This window comes from Streptomyces sp. NBC_00299, assembly GCF_036173045.1.
In the GTDB taxonomy this organism is placed as follows: domain Bacteria; phylum Actinomycetota; class Actinomycetes; order Streptomycetales; family Streptomycetaceae; genus Streptomyces; species Streptomyces machairae.
The window spans coordinates 6450721-6467545 of record NZ_CP108039.1 but is presented as its reverse complement, the minus strand read 5'-3'; the positions used below and the strand labels follow the sequence as shown (position 1 = coordinate 6467545).

Genomic DNA, 16825 nt, shown 5'->3' with positions numbered 1-16825 from the left:
GCATCAGCCCTGAGGGTTGTTGGTCACGGTGGAGAACAGAGTGTCGCCGTAGAGCGCGAGGATGACGGCGACGAACAGCGTGCCGACGGCCATCGAGCCCTTCCGCAGCGCGCCCTTGGGGTCGTTGGACAGCTGGAGCAGCATGCGAACGGCGATCACGGCGATGACGGCGGCGATGCCCTTGGTGACCAGTCCGCCGCCGGTGAGGCCGATGGTGTCGAAGAAGTCCTTGAAGCCGGTGCTCATGTCGATGGGCTTGGCGAGGTTGAACTTGGGCACGTCAGATCTCCTTGTTCTGAATGGGAACGGGCCGTGCGACGGCGTACAGGTCGCGCATCATGTCGAGGGGATCGACGCGGACCTTGGTGTCGGGGCGGGGGGCGTTGAGCAGGTAGCCGCCGCCGATGTAGATGCCGACGTGGTGAATGCTTGCGGCGCTCTTGCCGTAGAAGACGAGGTCGCCGGGGCGCATTTGGCCAGGCTTGACGGGTTCCGAAGCGGCGTACTGCTGAGCTGCCGTGCGAGGCAGAGCTATGCCGGCCTTCGCGTAGGCGTACAGCGTGAGCCCGGAGCAGTCGAATCCGGTGATGGATGCTCCGGACCGGCCCCGGGGAGAACAGCAAATCCCTGTGCTGGGACCGCTCGCGTTTCCACCACCCCACGAATACGGCTTGCCGATCATCTCGCTTGCAGCGTTGATAGCGGCTTCCGCCTGATCCGTGGTGGCGGGTTTCCCGCCGGGCGCCTTACCGGCGAGTGCCGTGATGGACCGGACGTAATTCTGCGTCTCCTTATAGGGGGGTACGCCTCCGGCCTTGATGACGGCACCGGGCCCCGCATTGTAGGCGGCGAGAATGTTGCTCTGCTTGTTGCCGGGGACGTTCTTGACGTCCTTGGCTATGTCGCACAGGTATTTCGCGGATGAGGGGATCGCGTCTTCGGGATCCCACACATCGCGCTTACCGTCGCCATTGCCGTCGATTCCGTGGGTTTCCCACGTGGACGGCATGAACTGGGCAACGCCCTGTGCTCCGACCGGTGACCGCGCTCTCGGATTGAAGTTGCTTTCCTGGGTGAGGAGTGCGGCGAGCAGGTTCGGGCTGATCTCGGAGCAGGTATTTCCCGCCTCTTCGACCACCTCTCGGTATTGGGCGGGAACGGATGCACTGAGCGCCGTTCCTAACGCCGTTGCGACGGAGTCGTCGCCGGTGGCTTGCACGAGTGCGGCCACGACGACGGCCGCGGCCGCTCCCGCGCCGATGGGGACGGCTGTAGAGGAACGCAACGGGCTTCCTCCCTCCTTCCTGGGGGTGTGGATCGTGTGTGCTGGTCAGGACCGTCATGAGGGACCGTCATGGCACCGTCATGAGGCGGTGCCGGACCGTCATGGCACCGACACGGGTGGAGCGAGGATGTCGGTGCCATGACGGTGGGCTGGCGGTGCCGTATGACGGTCACGAACCGGACCTACCGGCTGCGATGAGGTCAGCCAGTCGGTAGCCCCGGCCCTGCGCCGTCCTGCCCGCAGGAACGCCCAGCAGCCGCGAAAGTGCCTTTCCGCGCTCTACCGGATCGTCTTGCGTGATCCCGAGTTCCGGGGCCAGTTCGGCGGTGGTCATGAAATCCTTCCCGGCCTCTCGCACCAGCTCGATTGCCTGCTTGATCGGGGATTCTGGGATGGCCTTTTCGCGACGGTCATAGGCTTCGTCGACCACAGACCAGATGAACTCATCCGAGAAGTTGAATCCACGGATGAGAGTGGAAGATCCGTTCGCGAACAGCACGCACTGGCCCTTGATGTCCGGGTCGAGCAGCGACGGGTGAATCGGGGCGACTGTTTCGAAGTACGAGTCACCGAGGGCGACTTTCGCGCCGCCCTCCGAGGCCACGTACAGGCACCCCCGGTACAGGAACTGATCCCTGACCTTCACTGGGATCGCATCCCTTGCCGGACGCTGCGTCAGCATCACCGTGGAAATCCCCGATTCCAGGGATTTCGCGACCAGGGATCGGGACTTGCCCTCTACCCGACGGCCCCGTTCCTTCCCTTCCTTGGTGCCGTCGTCGGTGTAGAAGTCGGCGGCCTCATCGATGATGAAGAAGACCGGCTTGAACACGGGTGCGGGCTGCCGGTTGCGGATGGCGTCCTGCAGCTGCGTGTACCGGCCTGCCACGCGGGAGTTCAGCTCATCGAGCATGTCCTCCATTACTGCCGGGTCATCGGACGCTTCATAGCGCACAGCGAGCTTCTCGAACCTGGTCAGCCCGCACAGTTTCCCGTCGAGCAGGTACAGGTCGAAGTCCCGGTACGCGATCAGCAGGCACGTGATGAGCCCGTTGACGAGTGTCGTCTTGCCCATCTGGGTCATGCCGCCGATCAGCAGGGATGCCTTGTCGAACGTCGGCACCCCGGCGAGCCGGCCGGTGACTTCATGTCCGAGGGGAACGCCCGCGAACGTCTGGATCTCTTGCCGGGTCGGCGCCGGGAACGCGCGGCTGAACGGAGGCTCGTTGAGCACCAGAAGACGAACCCGGCGCTCGGTCTTCCGGCTCGTTTCCAGCTTCAGGTGCAGGCGGGTGACGCCGAACATCGACGCGATGCGCCCGAGCCGTTTCGCCACGTCATCGTGGGTGCGGCCCTCCGGCACCAGGAAGTCGTAAACGGTGCCAATCCCAGGCAGTTGCTCGATCACGACGTCGCCGGCACGGATTCGTTCATCGCTGCCGATGGCGCCAACCCTGCTGAGCAACATGGTCAGTTGGGGGTGGCTCTCATCCCCGTTCGGGACGGCCTCGACAGGCGTCTTCGCCTCGCCTACGGCCTCGCCCGGCACGTGCGCCTCGCTGGCGGCCTGGACAGGGGGTTCCTGCCGCAACGCCGTCTGCGAGATTGCAGGTGAGGTCTCCCGGCTGCGCGCCCACATACGCGCGGTGCCTGTTCGGATCTTCCAGGCCAGGTAGCCGAGTCCGACCAGTGCCCCGGCGGTGAGCGCGACGGTGGCCAGCCAGGACAGGCCCAGCTTGTCCTTGATCGCGGCGAGGCCGCCGAACGCGATGGCCAGGCCACCGATTGCACCTGCCATCTGCCCATACATGTCCTCGCTCTGACCTTGCTGTTTCTTCCTCCCCACACTCCCTCTATTCTTTGCGATCGTGAATGTGTGATGGTAGCTCGAACTTGCGCTCGATTCCAGGGGTTTGTGGTGCTCGTGGTGCTCGCCGGGTCTGCCGCCGGGTCTGCGAAGGTGCCGCTCGTCGGGGGCTCACCGGGTCTGCTTCACTGGTTTGCGTCGACTGCTTCCGGCAGTCGCGACGAAGGCCAGCCCACTAGTCCTGGGCTGGCCTTCATTGCGTCGTGCCGGACGCCGGTTTACGGCTGCGCGTCCTCCGCCTCGATCAGCGCGGCGTACGCCTTGCGCACCCGCTCTTCCTTCGCGGAGAAGCCCGCAGCGCGGTATGCGGCCAGAGCCTTGCGGTAGGACAGCGGGGGATTCTCGGAGTGGCGCAGCCACCGCAGGACGACCGTGAGCTGGTCCTCACTCAGCAGCTCGCCCGGCTGAGGAGTCTCGACGGCCGCCACGGCCGCCACCTGAGCTAGCCCCGACCAGTCGAGTGGGGTGTGTCCCTCACCCTGTGCGGCCGGAAGTTCCGGTGCCTGGGACACGGGGCCGACCTGCGGGGACACAGGGGACACACCCGGGGACACACCCCCGTCCGACCACTGGCCCAGAACCTGGGCCAGGTCCTCATCCGAGAACAGCGTCGGCACCTCCTGCGGGAGGTCGGCCACGGGGTGTTCCGCGGTCACCTTCGTCAGCTCTTCGGCTGCCTCATGGCGCACCTTCTGGGCCTGGCCGCGGGCCTTGTGCTCCTCGCGTTCGAGGGCGGCGGCTGTCTTCTGCCGGTCTGCCTTGGCGCGGGTGACGGCCCGGCCGATGGCCACCTGATCCCGCGTGGCGCTGCGCACCGCGTCGATCTGCTTCTGCGCCTTGGGGGAAATGCGGGTCGCGTCCCGGTCCACGGCCATGATCAGCGTGGCCTTGGCGGCGGCTGGAACCACCGCGCCGATGACCGCGACGACCGGCGTGGCGTACATCAGGCCGTGGGTGAACAGCACGGCGACTGAGGTCACGAGGAACACCCAGCCGAGCACGGCGGGCAGTGTGCCCTTGGAGCCCTGCCGGCGGTGCGCGGTCTCCATGGCCAGCGCGTACAGCCAGACCGCGTCGTAGATGACGGCCACGGTCAGCGCGAGTGGCGCCGGGGCCTGGTGGGCGAGGATCTCCCCCACCGCGTACACGGTCCAGCCCAGCGACAGGCCGGTCAGACCGACCGGCAGACTCCATGGCACCGCCCTGCGAGCGGCTTCCTTCCAACCCTTGCTCATGTGATCACTTCCTTTCGTGTTCGTCGGGGTAGGCACACAGCACGCACATGCCGAGCGAGGTCGGCAGGCAGTAGCTGTAGGTGACACCGCACTGCGGGCAGGTGCACCGGGCGCGCATCGCCAGCGCAAGCGCGCCCCACTTGCGCGATGTCATCGGCCGCACGGGCTTGGCGTGGTCGATGCGGTAGAGGTAGCTGACCCGCACGCCCCCGGCCCGCCGGTTGACCCGCATCACCTGCGCCGCGATCTGCTGCCCGCCCGGCCGTAAGCCCTCGGCACGGAGCTGCCGGCGGGTAGCCAGGCCGTCCGGCGCGAGCTTCCAGGGATAGGTGGGCACTCCGTATCGGGCACCGGTCGGGTCAAAGCACTTTCCCCAGGCCGCGGACATCAGCGCGCCCCGACCGGCGCCGGGTCGGTGATGTCGGCAAAGCCGCTCAGCACCAGCACGGCGCCCGCAAACTCGCCGGTCGTCTTCAGCACGCGTGTGCGGCCGTCGCCCTGGGTGCCGTGCGATACCGCGTCCGGGGCGATGTTGAGCGCCTCACGCCAGGCCTCAAAGCCGGACAGGTCGTCGTGGAACGACAGATCCAAGTGGTCCGGGTAGATGGTGGTCACCCGCACGGCCGGCGCGGGAAGGTGCCCGAAGTCCACGGCCAGCAGGCGCAGCGCCCGCAGCGCTACCGACAGGTCGTCCAGCGTCTGTGCCTTGTTCATGCCGCAACCCCCCGGCGCGCGCCACGACGGCGGGCGGGGCGGGCCAGCGGGACCACGTTGAACAGGTCCGGATTCTCGTCGACGACCCGCGCGGCCAGGCGGATCAGGTCGTCCGCCAGGTGGCCGTAGTCCGGGTCGGCGAGGATGTCACGGGCCGCGTCCAACCGCGCCGCGCGTTCCTCGTCGCTCTCGCCCTCTACCCCGAGCCAGAGTTCGGCCGGCGTGCCCAGGGCGAGTTCGGCGAAGTCCTGCGGGGTGTCGGCCCGATGGCCACACACGTAATTGCGCATGGGAGCTCCCATGTCGAAGGGATAGGAGAAGAGCCCGAAGCCGCGAGAGAGTGCCCAGTGGGCGGCGGCCAGTCCGGGAAGTGCGGCCAGCGCCGCGCGAGACGGCGGGCCGGAGCGCCCCGGCCGGGAGTCGAACCCGGCCTGCGACCATCGGGGCGGTTGAGCGTCAGTACGGGTGCGGACCGCGCGGACGCGGCGCCAGCGGGTGCTTGGTCTTCTCGTGCTCCTCGCCGGCCATCAACGGCCGCCCCGGGCACGCGCGTCGTCCTCGCTGCGCTTGTTCTGCTCCGCGGTCTTCCGCGACAGTTCGTCGCGCTCCGCGTCTGTCAGACTCGTGACCACAGGTGCCTCCTAATCAGGTGCCTGTACGCGGTCCTCCGGGTGGCACCCCGGGGGACCGCTCTGCTTCCTCATCAAACGGGCAGGGCACCGATGTGAGGCCGGTGCCCTGCCCGCATGACGAGTGACGGGCCCATGACGGGCCCGCCCTCGTGCTTGCGTACGACCGCGCGGCGTCTTCGACGTTGCGGTCGCGTCTTCCCTGGACATCGCCCGTTTCGGCTCTCGCGCACAACGCGAGGGACTGCCTAGTCCGTTCGTGGCGACACTGGGAAGCTGTGTCGCCCGGTCCTATCGGGACGCCGTTCAACGAGGCCTTTCTTGCCCCTCCGGTACGCCCTCTCAGTGCCAATGCACCCACCCGCGCTCGGGTTCGTTCCCCTCGCAGGTGGACCGATGTCCTGGATTGTTCGCACCGGGTCTGACAACCAACGGGCTGCCTGCCGCTCCCCTCAGACCAGGGCCGGAGAGTGGTGCTGCTGCCGCTCGAACCGCGTGTAAGCGGATCCGGCGGAGTCCTGCTGCTTGTTTGCGGATAGCTCTGCGCACGCCGGATCAGCTCCTTCCGGAGCTACCGGCTTGCGGTACCTGTTTTACAGGTACCGCATGGTGGTTCGTCAAGTGCTGCACGGGGCCACTTGGTTTTTGCGCCGGGACTTCTTGGCGCACATTCAGAATCGCTGCAGGTCAGGGGAGTTGGTCACCCCATACGTGGACAGCTCCGACTGATCTCGCTACCGTCAAGAAGTCCCTAGAAGTCCATGCGGGGGTAGAGGTGTCCAACGAGCGCTTAAGGTCAGCCCTATTGGCCCGCGGCATGTCGATCCAGAACCTGGCTGATGAGATCGGGGTGATCCCCAAGACGATCGAGCGCTGGATCACGCAGGGCAAGGTGCCGTACCGGCGCCATCAGTACGCCACGGCAGCAGCACTCAAGGTCGATGTCACGACGCTCTGGGAGGACTCCCGGACTCAGGAGTCTGCAACTGACCTGAGCAAGGCCGAGATCGTGACTGTCTACCCTCATCGGCATGTCGTGCCGTCAAGCCTCTGGCGCGAGATGTGCGAGCGCGCGACCGAGTGCATCGACATCCTCGTGTATGCCGGCATCTACCTGGCGGAGGATCCTCTCTTCTTCTCGACGCTGAAGGAGAAGGCCGAGAGCGGCGTCCGCATCCGAGTACTCATGGGCGATCCAGAGTGCGAAGCCGTCATCCGACGCGGCATCGACGAAGGGCATCGCATCATGGACGGCAAGATTCGTAACGCGCTGATGAACTACCGCACGCTGTTCACCAGCCATCCCGAGATCTCCTTCCGCCTGCACGACACCGTGCTCTACAACTCGATCTACCGTGCTGATGACGAGATGTTGGCCAACACGCACGTGTACGGCATCGGCGCCTATCTGGCACCTGCGTTCCACCTGCGGCGGCTCCCCGGAGGCGGTCTGTTCGACACCTTCGCCAATAGTGTTCAGCAGACCTGGGAAGGCGCCAGGTCAGTAACCGAACACGACATCACTGGAGTCTGAGCATGGGACGCATCGACTACTTGCACGACCCGGACGCCCCGGCGGCTAACTCAGTCGTCCCTTCAATCGTGGCGTTCGTCCAGAACGACGCTGGACAGGTGCTCATGATTCAGCGGTCCGACAATGGGCGTTGGGCGCTCCCCGGCGGCGGCCACGACGTGGGCGAGTCCATCAGTGACACCGTGGTTCGGGAGGTCTGGGAAGAGACCGGCATCAAGGCCGAAGTTGTCGAGCTGTCTGGGATCTACACGGACCCTGGGCACGTCATGCAGTACGACGATGGAGAGGTGCGCCAACAGTTCAGCATCTGCTTCCGCGCGCGGCCGGTCGGCGGTGAACTGCGTACGAGCAACGAGACGACACAGGTCCGCTGGGTTGACCCAGCGGACCTGGCGGAGTTTGACGTCCATTCCACCATGCGGCTCCGAATTGAGCATGCGATGGACCGGACGCGGCCAACTCCCTACATCGGTTGACGCTTGGCGCCGGCGACCCGTTCGAGGACGCGCAACGTGCACGCGAGGATCTCGGGCTCGGCGCGGCGGATGAACGTCCCGATCAGGCTCTCCGGCCCGTAGCGTCCGGTGATCTCGTTGACCCGGTCGACAGGGTTTGTGGGCGTGCCGTCCGGCGTGGTGTTCATGTCGCAGTAGCAGAGAGCGTCATTGAGGTGCGCACCTTCCCGGGGGAACTCACCCTCCAACTCCTCTCGCAGTCCGCGCGCTTCCGCCTCCATCCATGCGCACGAGTGGTGGGCCACAAGGTTCACGACTCGAGCGTCAGCGTGCGCGACGTCACGAAGGTATCGAGCGCCATCGAGCGGGTGGAAACCCGTCTTGGCAAGGTCCGGTGAGTAGCCAATGTCGTGCAGGACGGCCGCGGCCTCCAGCAGCTCCGAGTCCTGTCCGAGGATGAGCGCAATACTCCGTGCTCGCTCAGCGACACCCAAGCAGTGCTTCCACCGCCGCGGCAACGACTCGGCGAGTAGGGACTCAGCCAGGGGATAGGCCCATTCCGTCAGGTCCGACAAGCTACGAACGCTCCTCTCGAATCGGTACGGCGCGGACGGTCCGCACCTTGCCCTGCCCTTCACTCGCCAGGACCCCATTGGCTTCCAGCTTGTCGAGGGCCTTGGTTACGGTCGGGCGGGAAACCCCAAATCTCGCCATCAGATCTGACGTGCTCAGAAACGCTGCTCCCACTTGGAATCTCTCGGCGGCGATAATGTCGGCGATGCGCTCCTCAAGCGGTCGACGGTCGATCTGCTCACCGTCGCGCACGACGCGCCAACGACCGCCACGCACGGGTTCGGCCACACCACCCTTCGCCAGCGCCTTGAACGCACGCAGCACGACCCCGCGCGAAACGTCGTGATCACGCATGAGGTCTGCAGCGGACGGTAGGTGAGTCAGTTCAGGATCTGCCTCGATCTTGGCCTTCACCGCCTCCGCAACCTGCATAAAGGTTCCCCGAGGGCTGGCCTGGTGCGCCACGCGGTACCCCTCCTAGTGACTCTCTGCCTGACGGTGCGTACCCCAGTGTGCCTGCAATTGCTTTGCCAGGGCACAGAGGTGTGACCCACCTGCATGGCGGCTTCCCGCGCCATCGACTCTTGATCGTGTGCCAGCGAAGTGCGACTGAGCCGCGGAGCGTGCGGGGGCGGGCCATGCGGCGGCCCCCCTGAATGTGTGGTGTCCGCTGGCCTACACGACGCACGCGCTGGCCGACTGCCTCCGATGGCTCGGGACAAGCGGCCTCCCTCTAGGTGTGGGCAGCAGCCTACTGTCTAGAATCGAACGCGTGAACGATCCTGTCCCGTCGAGACTCACGCAGCTCCGCTTTCTGGAGCGCGTGCAGCTGCGGGATCTGGAGCGCACCCGGCGGTGGATTGCCGATGAGGAACGCCGTGCAGCCGAGCGACAGCGCGGCCTGCAAGCCCGCCCGCCTACGCCGGACTGGCTGATCGAGCAGAGCCTCAGCCGACACGTGGCACCGGTGTACGTGCACGTCGGTGGCTGCCACATGGCGGGGAAGCGGTCTAAGGGCGTGACGCGGGAGCAGGCACTGCGTGCGCTGGCGGATCGGGTGGATCCGTGTCCGCATTGCCGGCCGGACTCGGAGCTCGGCGTGCTCGAATAGTCAACCGATCTTGTCGTGCATGTCCTTCTCAGACTCCTCCTTCTTCCTCTGGAAAAGACGGCTGAGCGCATCTGCCGTGTTGTAGTCCGCCATGAGCTTCTGGATCTCATGGTTCCCAAGCCGATCCAACGCGGTCATACGAAGTGGCCCGTCGCTACCCTGCCGGTCTACACGAGTCATGGTCTGCTCCTTGCCTCTGTGCGGCGGTCAGGCGCTCCGCGGCCGGCGGCCCGACGCCTTCTTCGCCGTCTTCTTTGCGGCGGCCTTCTTGGCGGGCTGCTTCTTCACCGGTGTCTTGGCCGTGGCCCTTTTCTTCGGCAGCTCGTGTACCTCGGCCGGACCTTCGCCGCGGGAGGCTTTCGCCTTGGCCACGGACTCGTTGAGGGCTGCCATCAGGTCGAACACCTTGCCGCCTCTGTCCGCAGGCTCGGGCGCCTCGGGAAGGGGCCTGTCTTCGCGCTTGGCTTCAATGATCTGCGCCAGGGCGTCGGTGTATGCGTCGTGGAACTCCGGGCCCTCCAGGGCCTCGCGGGTCATGCTGTCGATGAGCGCGAGCGCACCGTCAATCTCGCTCTCGGTCAGATCCACGGGCGGCGGCAGCAGCTCGGTGGGGTCACGGATCTCGTCGGGCCAGTACATGACGTGCAGCACGAGCGCTTCGTCCCGCACGCGCAACATGCCCAGGCGCTCGCGCCCGTGCCACGCCCACTTGGCGATGGCCACCCGCGACGATCTGCCGAGGGCCTCGCGCAGCAGCTTGTACGGCTTCGCCGCGACCTGCCCGTTGGGGGTGAGGTAGTAGCCGGCGCCGATACGGATCGGGTCGATGGACTCCAGCGGCACGAACGCCTCGATCTCCACGGCCTTCGCAGTGGGCAGCGGCAAGTTCTCAAGGTCGGCGTCACTGATCGGGATGATCTGGCCCTTGGCCACCTCGTAGCCCTTGCCGATCTCACTCTCTTCGACCTGACGGTCCTCGATCTCGCAGATCTTCCGGTAACGGATCCGGCCCTGATCTTCCAGGTGGTACTGGTGGAAGCTGATGCTGTGATTCTCCGTGGCGCTGGCCACGTTGACCGGCACCGTGACCAGGCCGAAAGAGATAGCTCCGGACCAGATCGATCGGGGCATGGCAAACCTCCCGCGACTACCCCGAGCAGCACAAGTGTAGAGTCTCAGATTTCGTGGCCGAATCTCACGGCGGATGGCCACTGGATGGCCGATCGGCCACGAATCTGAGACGGGCTGGTCAGCCTGATCATCCATGCCGTATCTCTGACCGTCGCGAAGGGCTGAAACGGTGCCCAACGGGCATTCATCCAGCCAGCGGGGGACCGAGGACGAGGCGGATGCGACGGCGGCCTGGCGGGCAAGGCAGGTACTGGTCGTCATCACCACCCGAATGCGCGGCGTGCAAGCGAGGGAGCCCAGTCCTGGCTAAGGCAGCATGCAGTCATGGTGGATGTCGTCGCCTGTGCCGAACCCCCGGAGTGGGATCACTGCGGACACAAAGCGGATACGACCGACCCTGCTGCCTGCCGGGGTATCTGCGTCTCCGACTACACCGCATGCCTGAGGCACCTTCCCGACGCTGACCGTGCCACCTATCTCTCCAATCTGAGCGCCGGCGACCGTATCGACCATCGCGGCACCACCTTCAGCACTCCCCTCCTTTCTGCACTCCTCCAGGCTCTCCGTGCCGGCGACGGAAGGCCGACCTTCGGTGAAGTCGACTTTAGTTATGCGACGTTCTCTGAATCCGCCATTTTCGACCGAGCCAATTTCACCGACGCCGCGCTATTTAACTGTTCCATTTTTTCCGATGAAGCCACCTTCGAACATGCGACATTTGATACCGCCTGGTTCGAAGGTGCGATTTTTACCTCATGGACAAGTTTCAGCGGCGCGACGTTCGAAGGTGACGTTACATTCGAAGGCGCTACATTCACCCACGCCTGGTTCCCGTACGTCACATTCAATTGGGATGCGGATTTCGCCGGGTCAAAGATCACGGAAGAGCTCGTTCTCGAGGGAGCGACATTTGGCAATAATTCGATGCATTTCGGGCCCTTAATCTGCGTCAAGTCGGCGGTGCTCCGTGATGCGAAATTTCGGGCACCAATGACGATGGAGATCGCAGCGTCTAATGTGGACCTTCAACGTACGCGCTGGGATGCGTCGGCGACAATTCATCTGCGCTATGCAAGTGTGGAGCTAAGTAACGCCGTACTATCTGCTCCGGTGGCCCTGGCTGCCCACCCCAATCGGTTTTCGATCCCGACTTACCCGCACGGAACAAGGGAAATCAACGAAAGTGACCTGACTGGCGACGGGAGGTCGGTAAGTGTAACTTCCCTCCGTGGAGTAGACGCGACGCATCTGGTCTTTACGGACGTCGACCTAAGCAACTGCGAGTTTGCCGGGGTGTTCCATCTCGATCAGCTGAGAATTGAGGGCAACTGCTCGTTCGCTAATCCCCCGGACGGTTGGACCCGACGTCGTGTCATTATTGAAGAGCACTACTGGCGTGCTTTGAACCGCTGGAATACAGCCCCACCTTGGGGCTGGGCCCCTGGGCCCCACCACCCGGATCCCCATCTCACCCCGGGCGCCGACGACCTGGCCGTCACATATCGATCGCTACGCAAGGCACTCGAGGACGTCAAGAATGAGCCTGATGCCGCAGACTTCTACTACGGCGAGATGGAGATGCGGCGCAACGACCCTAAGCGCCCGTGGGGCGAGCGCACTTTGCTTGCCTTGTACTGGGCCACCTCTGGTTATGGTTTGCGGGTCACCCGTGCTTTGGCAGCGCTGGGAGCGGCCATAACCGCGACGGTCGTGGCACTCATGATTTGGGGCATTCCAGCTGGCGACCCACCTCCGGTTCAGAGCATCAGAGGACCTCTGCCCAGCGGGCATCAGATCGATGTAAGCACCTACGCTCGCCGCCCAGGCGGGCGGGCGCCCGGTCCTTGGCAGGAGAAGTTCAGTCGGCAGCGGGCGGAGCGCGCAGCGCGGACGGCGCTGAATTCGGTGCTCTTCCACTCTGCAGGTCAGGGGCTAACCCGTCCAGGAACGTACATCGAGATGGCGTCCCGGCTAGTGGAGCCGGTGCTACTGGTACTCGCCGCGTTTGCACTACGGGGGCGGGTCAAACGCTGACCAGAGACCACGGTCCGACACTTCGAGGATTCGGACGCGACCGTGAGTCTGAGCGGCTGGACACGGCGTGAGGTCTGCGGTGGGAGCCCTTGCGCCCCCTGCACCAAGATCCAATGAGACGGGACACCCCCGGAGCCGTCCCCGAGGATCCGGACACGGTCGTGAGACTGAACAGCTCGACACAGCTTGAGACACCGCGAGAAACTACACGTCACAGCGGCGTCGCAGGACGCGAGCCGAGAGATCCTACAACAAGCCTATGAGCGCCGCGCCCGCCACGCATGCGCGCACACAACCCCGGCCCGCACCGTGGCGTCACGGCTATCGCACAGCGCTCGCGGCTGGCTTAGTTCCAACTTTCCTCGCCTACGGATCAGACGCCGCGGCGCCCTTCCGGCGTCCTGGTCTTTATCCATTGCGCCGAAACGGTGTCCGCGTTCACCGGCGTGCACGCCACCTCTGAGCTGCGTCGTCTGAAATCCGAACGCGGAGTCCCACTAAACTCCCAGCACATACCTTTGATTGGCGACTTGCCAAGCCCTAATCCGTCGGATTACATCCCATGTCTCCAGCGCCTCCGAAGTTAGTGCGGATCGCATCATTCTGGCGAGAGATTCGGCAGTTACTTCTACTCGATAGTTCTCCCTCAGCAGAAAGGACAGTGCACGCACTAGATCCTTCCCATGACACATTCCCGAATCTCGTGGTGTTTGCTCCACCAATTTCAGCCACTCGGATGCGCCAATCTCATCCGCCACCTTGGTATGCATGGCACGTATCAGCTTCCCAAGGTCCGTACTCCTGGTGTTGGTATTCCAATAGCGGGCAAGTTTTAGGTCTTCAAGATGCAGCGGAACGCCTAGAGGTTGTGCGGCCATACGCAAGCGCCCTAGTGGAAGTGCTATAGCCTCGGCGTCGCTACGCAATCTGCTGACGATTTGCCGACTGGATGATCTTGATTCCAGTGCTCGGGGGACCAAATCGAGCACCAGCGTCTCAAGCAGTCCGAGTGTAAGTAGATCACTCTCCATGTCCGTTAGTGTCGTGATAATTAGATCAGGCGCACCCGCCAGCGCTCCCCTGCGGACCTCATAGTCGCAGTCAGTGACGAATATGATCTTCCCTCGCTGCTCCGCATTCGCCTTCTGATGAGCACTAATAAGAAGCTTACGTCCGCCTGCCGGCAGGATCTGTGCATGATCACGCACGTGGCGGGCGAATACTCTCTTATCGTCAGGACCTTCAACGACTAGGATGCCCCTGGATTCTCCGAGCCCGTCAGCGCGGAGTTCAGCGTCCATAAGCAACTCGAAGGCGTTTGTGTACTCAGGCACTAAGTCACCCGTCCAGCGATCGTCGCAGGTCAGTCCGCCCAGCGATCAAAGTAGGTGAATGGGTTGCCAACAAGAAATACGTGCCCGATGCAGCTGAAATCTCTGTCAGGTCATCCACGAATGTGGACTGCCAAAGCACATGCAACGAAAGCTCAGGCTCGTCGATCATCACCAAGGTCCCCGGCGGTGCCTCGAATAGAAGTTTATGAGCTAGGATGAACATTTGCTGTTCACCGCTTGACAGATGGACGGGACTGATGTCCTGCCCTGTCCTTGTTGATGCGATCTTGAATCCGTACTTGTCATCGATACGAATTTTCTTGTCTTGGTAATGCCGGCGCAGAAATTCGATAAATGGCTCCAGCCTCTGACGCAGTGGCTCGAAAGTAGAAAGCTTTTCCTTGGTGTCGGATAGGTAGGTGGCAATCAGTGCAACCGAGTCGGGGTTGTTGAGGGGAAGGTCCGTAATGGAGTCTTCAATCTCAGTCGGGCTGATAAGCCCCGTCGTTGCTAGTGAAGATCGAATATCTTGAACCTCCTGGAACTCTCGCAACACGTCCTTGCTGCCGCCAAACTCTCTCTGCGAGTTAATCGCCGCGAAGACTCTGCGCGGGAAGTTTCGGTCCAAATTTTGTGAAGCCGTTCCGTATAGTGACTTGTACCTCTGCACTTCGTCGTTGATGTGTAGAACTGCGGCTTCAATTGCCGCAACCACCCCAATCGTTTCACCCTCCCCTCGCTTTTTCGGGCGACGCCTACGCTCAGGAGCCAAGCGCTGGTCTGTGACGAAAAGCGCGGGGAAAGATTGCGGAATATTTTTGACCCATCCTGGCTTATCTGATTCGCCTCTAGCGGCGTAGCGGTGAATTAGTTGATTCCGCACCTCAGGTGTTAGCTCATCCCACTCTTCAACACCATACGCTTCTCGAAGACCAATAAGGCCTCGCTCCATTGGGGCTAGCCCGGCCTCAGAATCCAGTGAATAACGCCAGGATTTCGGCCTTCCTGTCCTGCGCGTCAAGTGAAGGTCAAGACGCTCGTTGGACTTTTTGTGAATGCGAAGCATCGCGTCTTCAAAAGCTAGAGTCATGATATCGAAATCAATGCGAACCAGTGGGCTAAAATGGCCGCGACTGATCCAGTTAATAGAGCGAAGAACAGTAGACTTCCCTGTCCCATTCGCTCCCGTCAGGATGGTTGGCTCGTTGATGTCAAGAGTGAACTCGTGATCGTAGTAACCGAATAGACCGCTTACCGAGTAGTGTGCGAGGCGCCCGAAGTGGGCAAACTTGACGTCTTCGTTGTCAGGATCTTCGTTGTCGGGCCGCTCAAGAAAGCTGTCGTCCATGGATGTCCTCGAAGTCGTTTAGACGGGGCTCGACATTATCCCAAGAAGGCCTCAGCAGGAGCCCTGTTGGCGCATACCGGAGCTGGTTGCCAGAGGCGTCGAAGACGGCCTCACAATGGTCCGCAGCGGATAGCCGGGCGGCGTGCTGCGGTTCACGTTCGTTCAGGCGAGACCCGAAGTCGGCTCCATACCAGTGGCCAACCGCCCATGAACCCAGGTGAACGGCCCCGAACGAGGCACGAGTCCCACCATCACAGTTGGAAAGCGTGCACATCGGGGAGGTGCGCCGGATGTACTGACCGCGTGCGCGTGGGGCCGGGGTACCGCCTGCGGTGCGCCCTCCCCTACGTCTGCAAGGCCACGCACGCTGGTTGTCGACAGGTGGAGCTGGACTACCGGGGGTTGACGGTGGGCGAGTGGAAGCAAGGGAAGTGTGGTTGGCCAACGGCGGCCGGGCGGTCGCTGCCAGAACACGACAGTGAAGGGCACATCGCGCTGCTACCTCCACCAAGGTGACTGGACGAAGCGCGGCCAAGCCGTGCTGAAGAAGAGGACGAGCAAGCGCCGCAAGAAGTGAGCTGGAGCCGCGGGGGTGCGTGTCTAACTGCGTGACAACGCCAACGAACACGAGCGGACGCACGCGAACATCTACGGACCATCAGTGCAGGTGAGAGCCTCACCAGCCCAACGCTGCACCCCCACCCAAGTTGCTTCGGGACGAAGAAGTCGCGGGTTCATGCAGCTCATTCGCGTAAATCAACCAAAAATGCGTCCGCCATCGAGCGCGTAACTACACAAGCTGATCAGAGTAGAGAGACCGCAGGTAACGACTGAGGCGATCTTGGAGATCATCCAAGGCAGTCTGGGCCGCTTCTGCGCTTGTATGAGCCCCCAACCATGCCTGCACGCTAGCAGCAAGCTCACGATCCTCCAGCCGAGCGATGTGCGCGTTGAGGTGAAGAGCCGACTGCGTAGCCGCCGCACGGAACTCAGTACTCAATGATCGTCCTCGGCTAGGAACGTTCGCTGCCATGACGGCTTCGAGCCCGTGTTGAATTTCGATGATCGTTTCTCGCTGCAGGGTGACCCGCTCCGCGCGCAGACGGAGCTTCGCTTCTTCCTGCGCCAATATTCGGTCCCGCCGGAGGGAGCGGGTGTCAGCCAGCTTCTGCCCCAGCAGCGTGCCGACGCTGCCCAGAACGACGCCCACGAGCGGCGCGATCGTCTTCCACCATTCCATCGGCGGATCGTATCCAAGCCAGCCAGGTTGCCGATCGGCCCTCGCGGACGCCCTGAGCGGGCGTGGGTGACATCCACTGCTGACATCAGCGGTCCAGGGCGGTCAGACGTGACTGTGCCCTTCTGTTCTGTCGTGAAGAGCCTCCGTGCGTGACCCGCGATCGAACCCCTGAAGCGGTGTCGCAGGTTCGAATCCCTGTCGGGGCACAGCGCATTACACCGATGACCTGGAGTTTCCTCCCTAGGGAGGCGCTCTTTTCGGCCTCGGACTCCCGTCCGGGCACCGCTCCGACACGCCGGCGTCCCCGCCGAGTGCCGCATCCATCTACGGCAGTG

The 16825-nt window shown here is 63.5% G+C and carries 18 protein-coding genes; 4 read left to right on the top strand and 14 right to left on the bottom strand.

Annotation, left to right across the window (positions count from 1 at the left end; translation table 11 throughout):
- Positions 1–3: 3 nt before the first annotated feature.
- The 7 genes from OHT51_RS28760 to OHT51_RS28730 all read right to left on the bottom strand — a co-directional run bounded on the left by OHT51_RS28760 (position 4) and on the right by OHT51_RS28730 (position 5391).
- The gene (locus OHT51_RS28760) at positions 4–279 is read right to left on the bottom strand and encodes a hypothetical protein (RefSeq protein WP_328881812.1); all 276 of its coding nucleotides are present in this window, start codon (positions 277–279) and stop codon (positions 4–6) included.
- 1 nt (position 280) lies between these two features.
- Positions 281–1231 carry a C40 family peptidase gene (locus OHT51_RS28755; RefSeq protein WP_328881811.1) on the bottom strand — a complete coding sequence of 317 codons (951 nt, stop codon included), beginning with the start codon at positions 1229–1231 and terminating at the stop codon, positions 281–283.
- Positions 1232–1454: 223 nt separating this feature from the next.
- Positions 1455–3083 carry an FtsK/SpoIIIE domain-containing protein gene (locus OHT51_RS28750; protein WP_328881810.1) on the bottom strand — a complete coding sequence of 543 codons (1629 nt, stop codon included), beginning with the start codon at positions 3081–3083 and terminating at the stop codon, positions 1455–1457.
- A 287-nt stretch (positions 3084–3370) separates the two neighbouring features.
- Positions 3371–4387 carry a hypothetical protein gene (locus OHT51_RS28745; RefSeq protein WP_328881809.1) on the bottom strand — a complete coding sequence of 339 codons (1017 nt, stop codon included), beginning with the start codon at positions 4385–4387 and terminating at the stop codon, positions 3371–3373.
- A gap of 4 nt (positions 4388–4391) precedes the next feature.
- Positions 4392–4775 carry an RRQRL motif-containing zinc-binding protein gene (locus OHT51_RS28740; protein ID WP_328881808.1) on the bottom strand — a complete coding sequence of 128 codons (384 nt, stop codon included), beginning with the start codon at positions 4773–4775 and terminating at the stop codon, positions 4392–4394.
- On the bottom strand, positions 4775–5101 hold the full coding sequence (locus tag OHT51_RS28735) for a hypothetical protein (protein ID WP_328881807.1): 327 nt from the start codon (positions 5099–5101) through the stop codon (positions 4775–4777). Before OHT51_RS28735 ends, OHT51_RS28740 begins: the two co-directional genes overlap by 1 nt.
- On the bottom strand, positions 5098–5391 hold the full coding sequence (locus tag OHT51_RS28730; RefSeq protein ID WP_328881806.1) for a hypothetical protein: 294 nt from the start codon (positions 5389–5391) through the stop codon (positions 5098–5100). Before OHT51_RS28730 ends, OHT51_RS28735 begins: the two co-directional genes overlap by 4 nt.
- A 1156-nt stretch (positions 5392–6547) precedes the next feature.
- Here OHT51_RS28730 and OHT51_RS28725 point away from each other — a divergent pair.
- Together OHT51_RS28725 and OHT51_RS28720 are read left to right on the top strand one after the other, a co-directional pair.
- The gene (locus OHT51_RS28725; protein WP_328881805.1) at positions 6548–7264 is read left to right on the top strand and encodes an XRE family transcriptional regulator; all 717 of its coding nucleotides are present in this window, start codon (positions 6548–6550) and stop codon (positions 7262–7264) included.
- Between the two features lie 2 nt (positions 7265–7266).
- Entirely contained in the window at positions 7267–7740 is a 474-nt protein-coding gene (locus OHT51_RS28720; protein WP_328881804.1) for an NUDIX domain-containing protein, read from the top strand.
- Here the strand turns inward: OHT51_RS28720 and OHT51_RS28715 are convergent.
- Positions 7728–8294 carry an HD domain-containing protein gene (locus OHT51_RS28715; protein WP_328881803.1) on the bottom strand — a complete coding sequence of 189 codons (567 nt, stop codon included), beginning with the start codon at positions 8292–8294 and terminating at the stop codon, positions 7728–7730. The two genes, OHT51_RS28720 and OHT51_RS28715, sit on opposite strands and share 13 nt — an antisense overlap.
- Before the next feature lies 1 nt (position 8295).
- Positions 8296–8757 (bottom strand): GntR family transcriptional regulator, encoded by a 462-nt coding sequence (locus OHT51_RS28710; RefSeq protein WP_328881802.1) that lies wholly within the window; start codon positions 8755–8757, stop codon positions 8296–8298.
- 307 nt (positions 8758–9064) lie between these two features.
- Between OHT51_RS28710 and OHT51_RS28705 the strand changes: the two genes are divergently transcribed.
- A complete protein-coding gene (locus tag OHT51_RS28705; protein WP_328881801.1) occupies positions 9065–9403 on the top strand; it encodes a DUF6233 domain-containing protein in 339 nt (112 codons plus the stop codon).
- On the opposite strand, the gene OHT51_RS28700 is transcribed toward OHT51_RS28705, so the two are convergent.
- Together OHT51_RS28700 and ku are read right to left on the bottom strand one after the other, a co-directional pair.
- Positions 9404–9583, bottom strand: coding sequence for a hypothetical protein (locus OHT51_RS28700; RefSeq protein WP_328881800.1), 180 nt, complete (start codon positions 9581–9583; stop codon positions 9404–9406). It abuts the gene before it with no gap.
- Between the two features lie 27 nt (positions 9584–9610).
- Entirely contained in the window at positions 9611–10534 is a 924-nt protein-coding gene (ku, locus tag OHT51_RS28695; RefSeq protein WP_328881799.1) for a non-homologous end joining protein Ku, read from the bottom strand.
- A gap of 324 nt (positions 10535–10858) precedes the next feature.
- Between ku and OHT51_RS28690 the strand changes: the two genes are divergently transcribed.
- Positions 10859–12568, top strand: coding sequence for a pentapeptide repeat-containing protein (locus OHT51_RS28690; protein ID WP_328881798.1), 1710 nt, complete (start codon positions 10859–10861; stop codon positions 12566–12568).
- 497 nt (positions 12569–13065) lie between these two features.
- On the opposite strand, the gene OHT51_RS28685 is transcribed toward OHT51_RS28690, so the two are convergent.
- The 3 genes from OHT51_RS28685 to OHT51_RS28675 form a co-directional block, all read right to left on the bottom strand.
- Positions 13066–13902, bottom strand: a complete 837-nt coding sequence (locus OHT51_RS28685) for a hypothetical protein (RefSeq protein WP_328881797.1) — start codon at positions 13900–13902, stop codon at positions 13066–13068.
- A gap of 4 nt (positions 13903–13906) precedes the next feature.
- Positions 13907–15250 carry an AAA family ATPase gene (locus OHT51_RS28680; RefSeq protein WP_328881796.1) on the bottom strand — a complete coding sequence of 448 codons (1344 nt, stop codon included), beginning with the start codon at positions 15248–15250 and terminating at the stop codon, positions 13907–13909.
- A gap of 790 nt (positions 15251–16040) precedes the next feature.
- Positions 16041–16490: a hypothetical protein gene (locus OHT51_RS28675; RefSeq protein WP_328881795.1), complete on the bottom strand. Its 450-nt coding sequence runs from the start codon at positions 16488–16490 to the stop codon at positions 16041–16043.
- Positions 16491–16825: the final 335 nt, after the last annotated feature.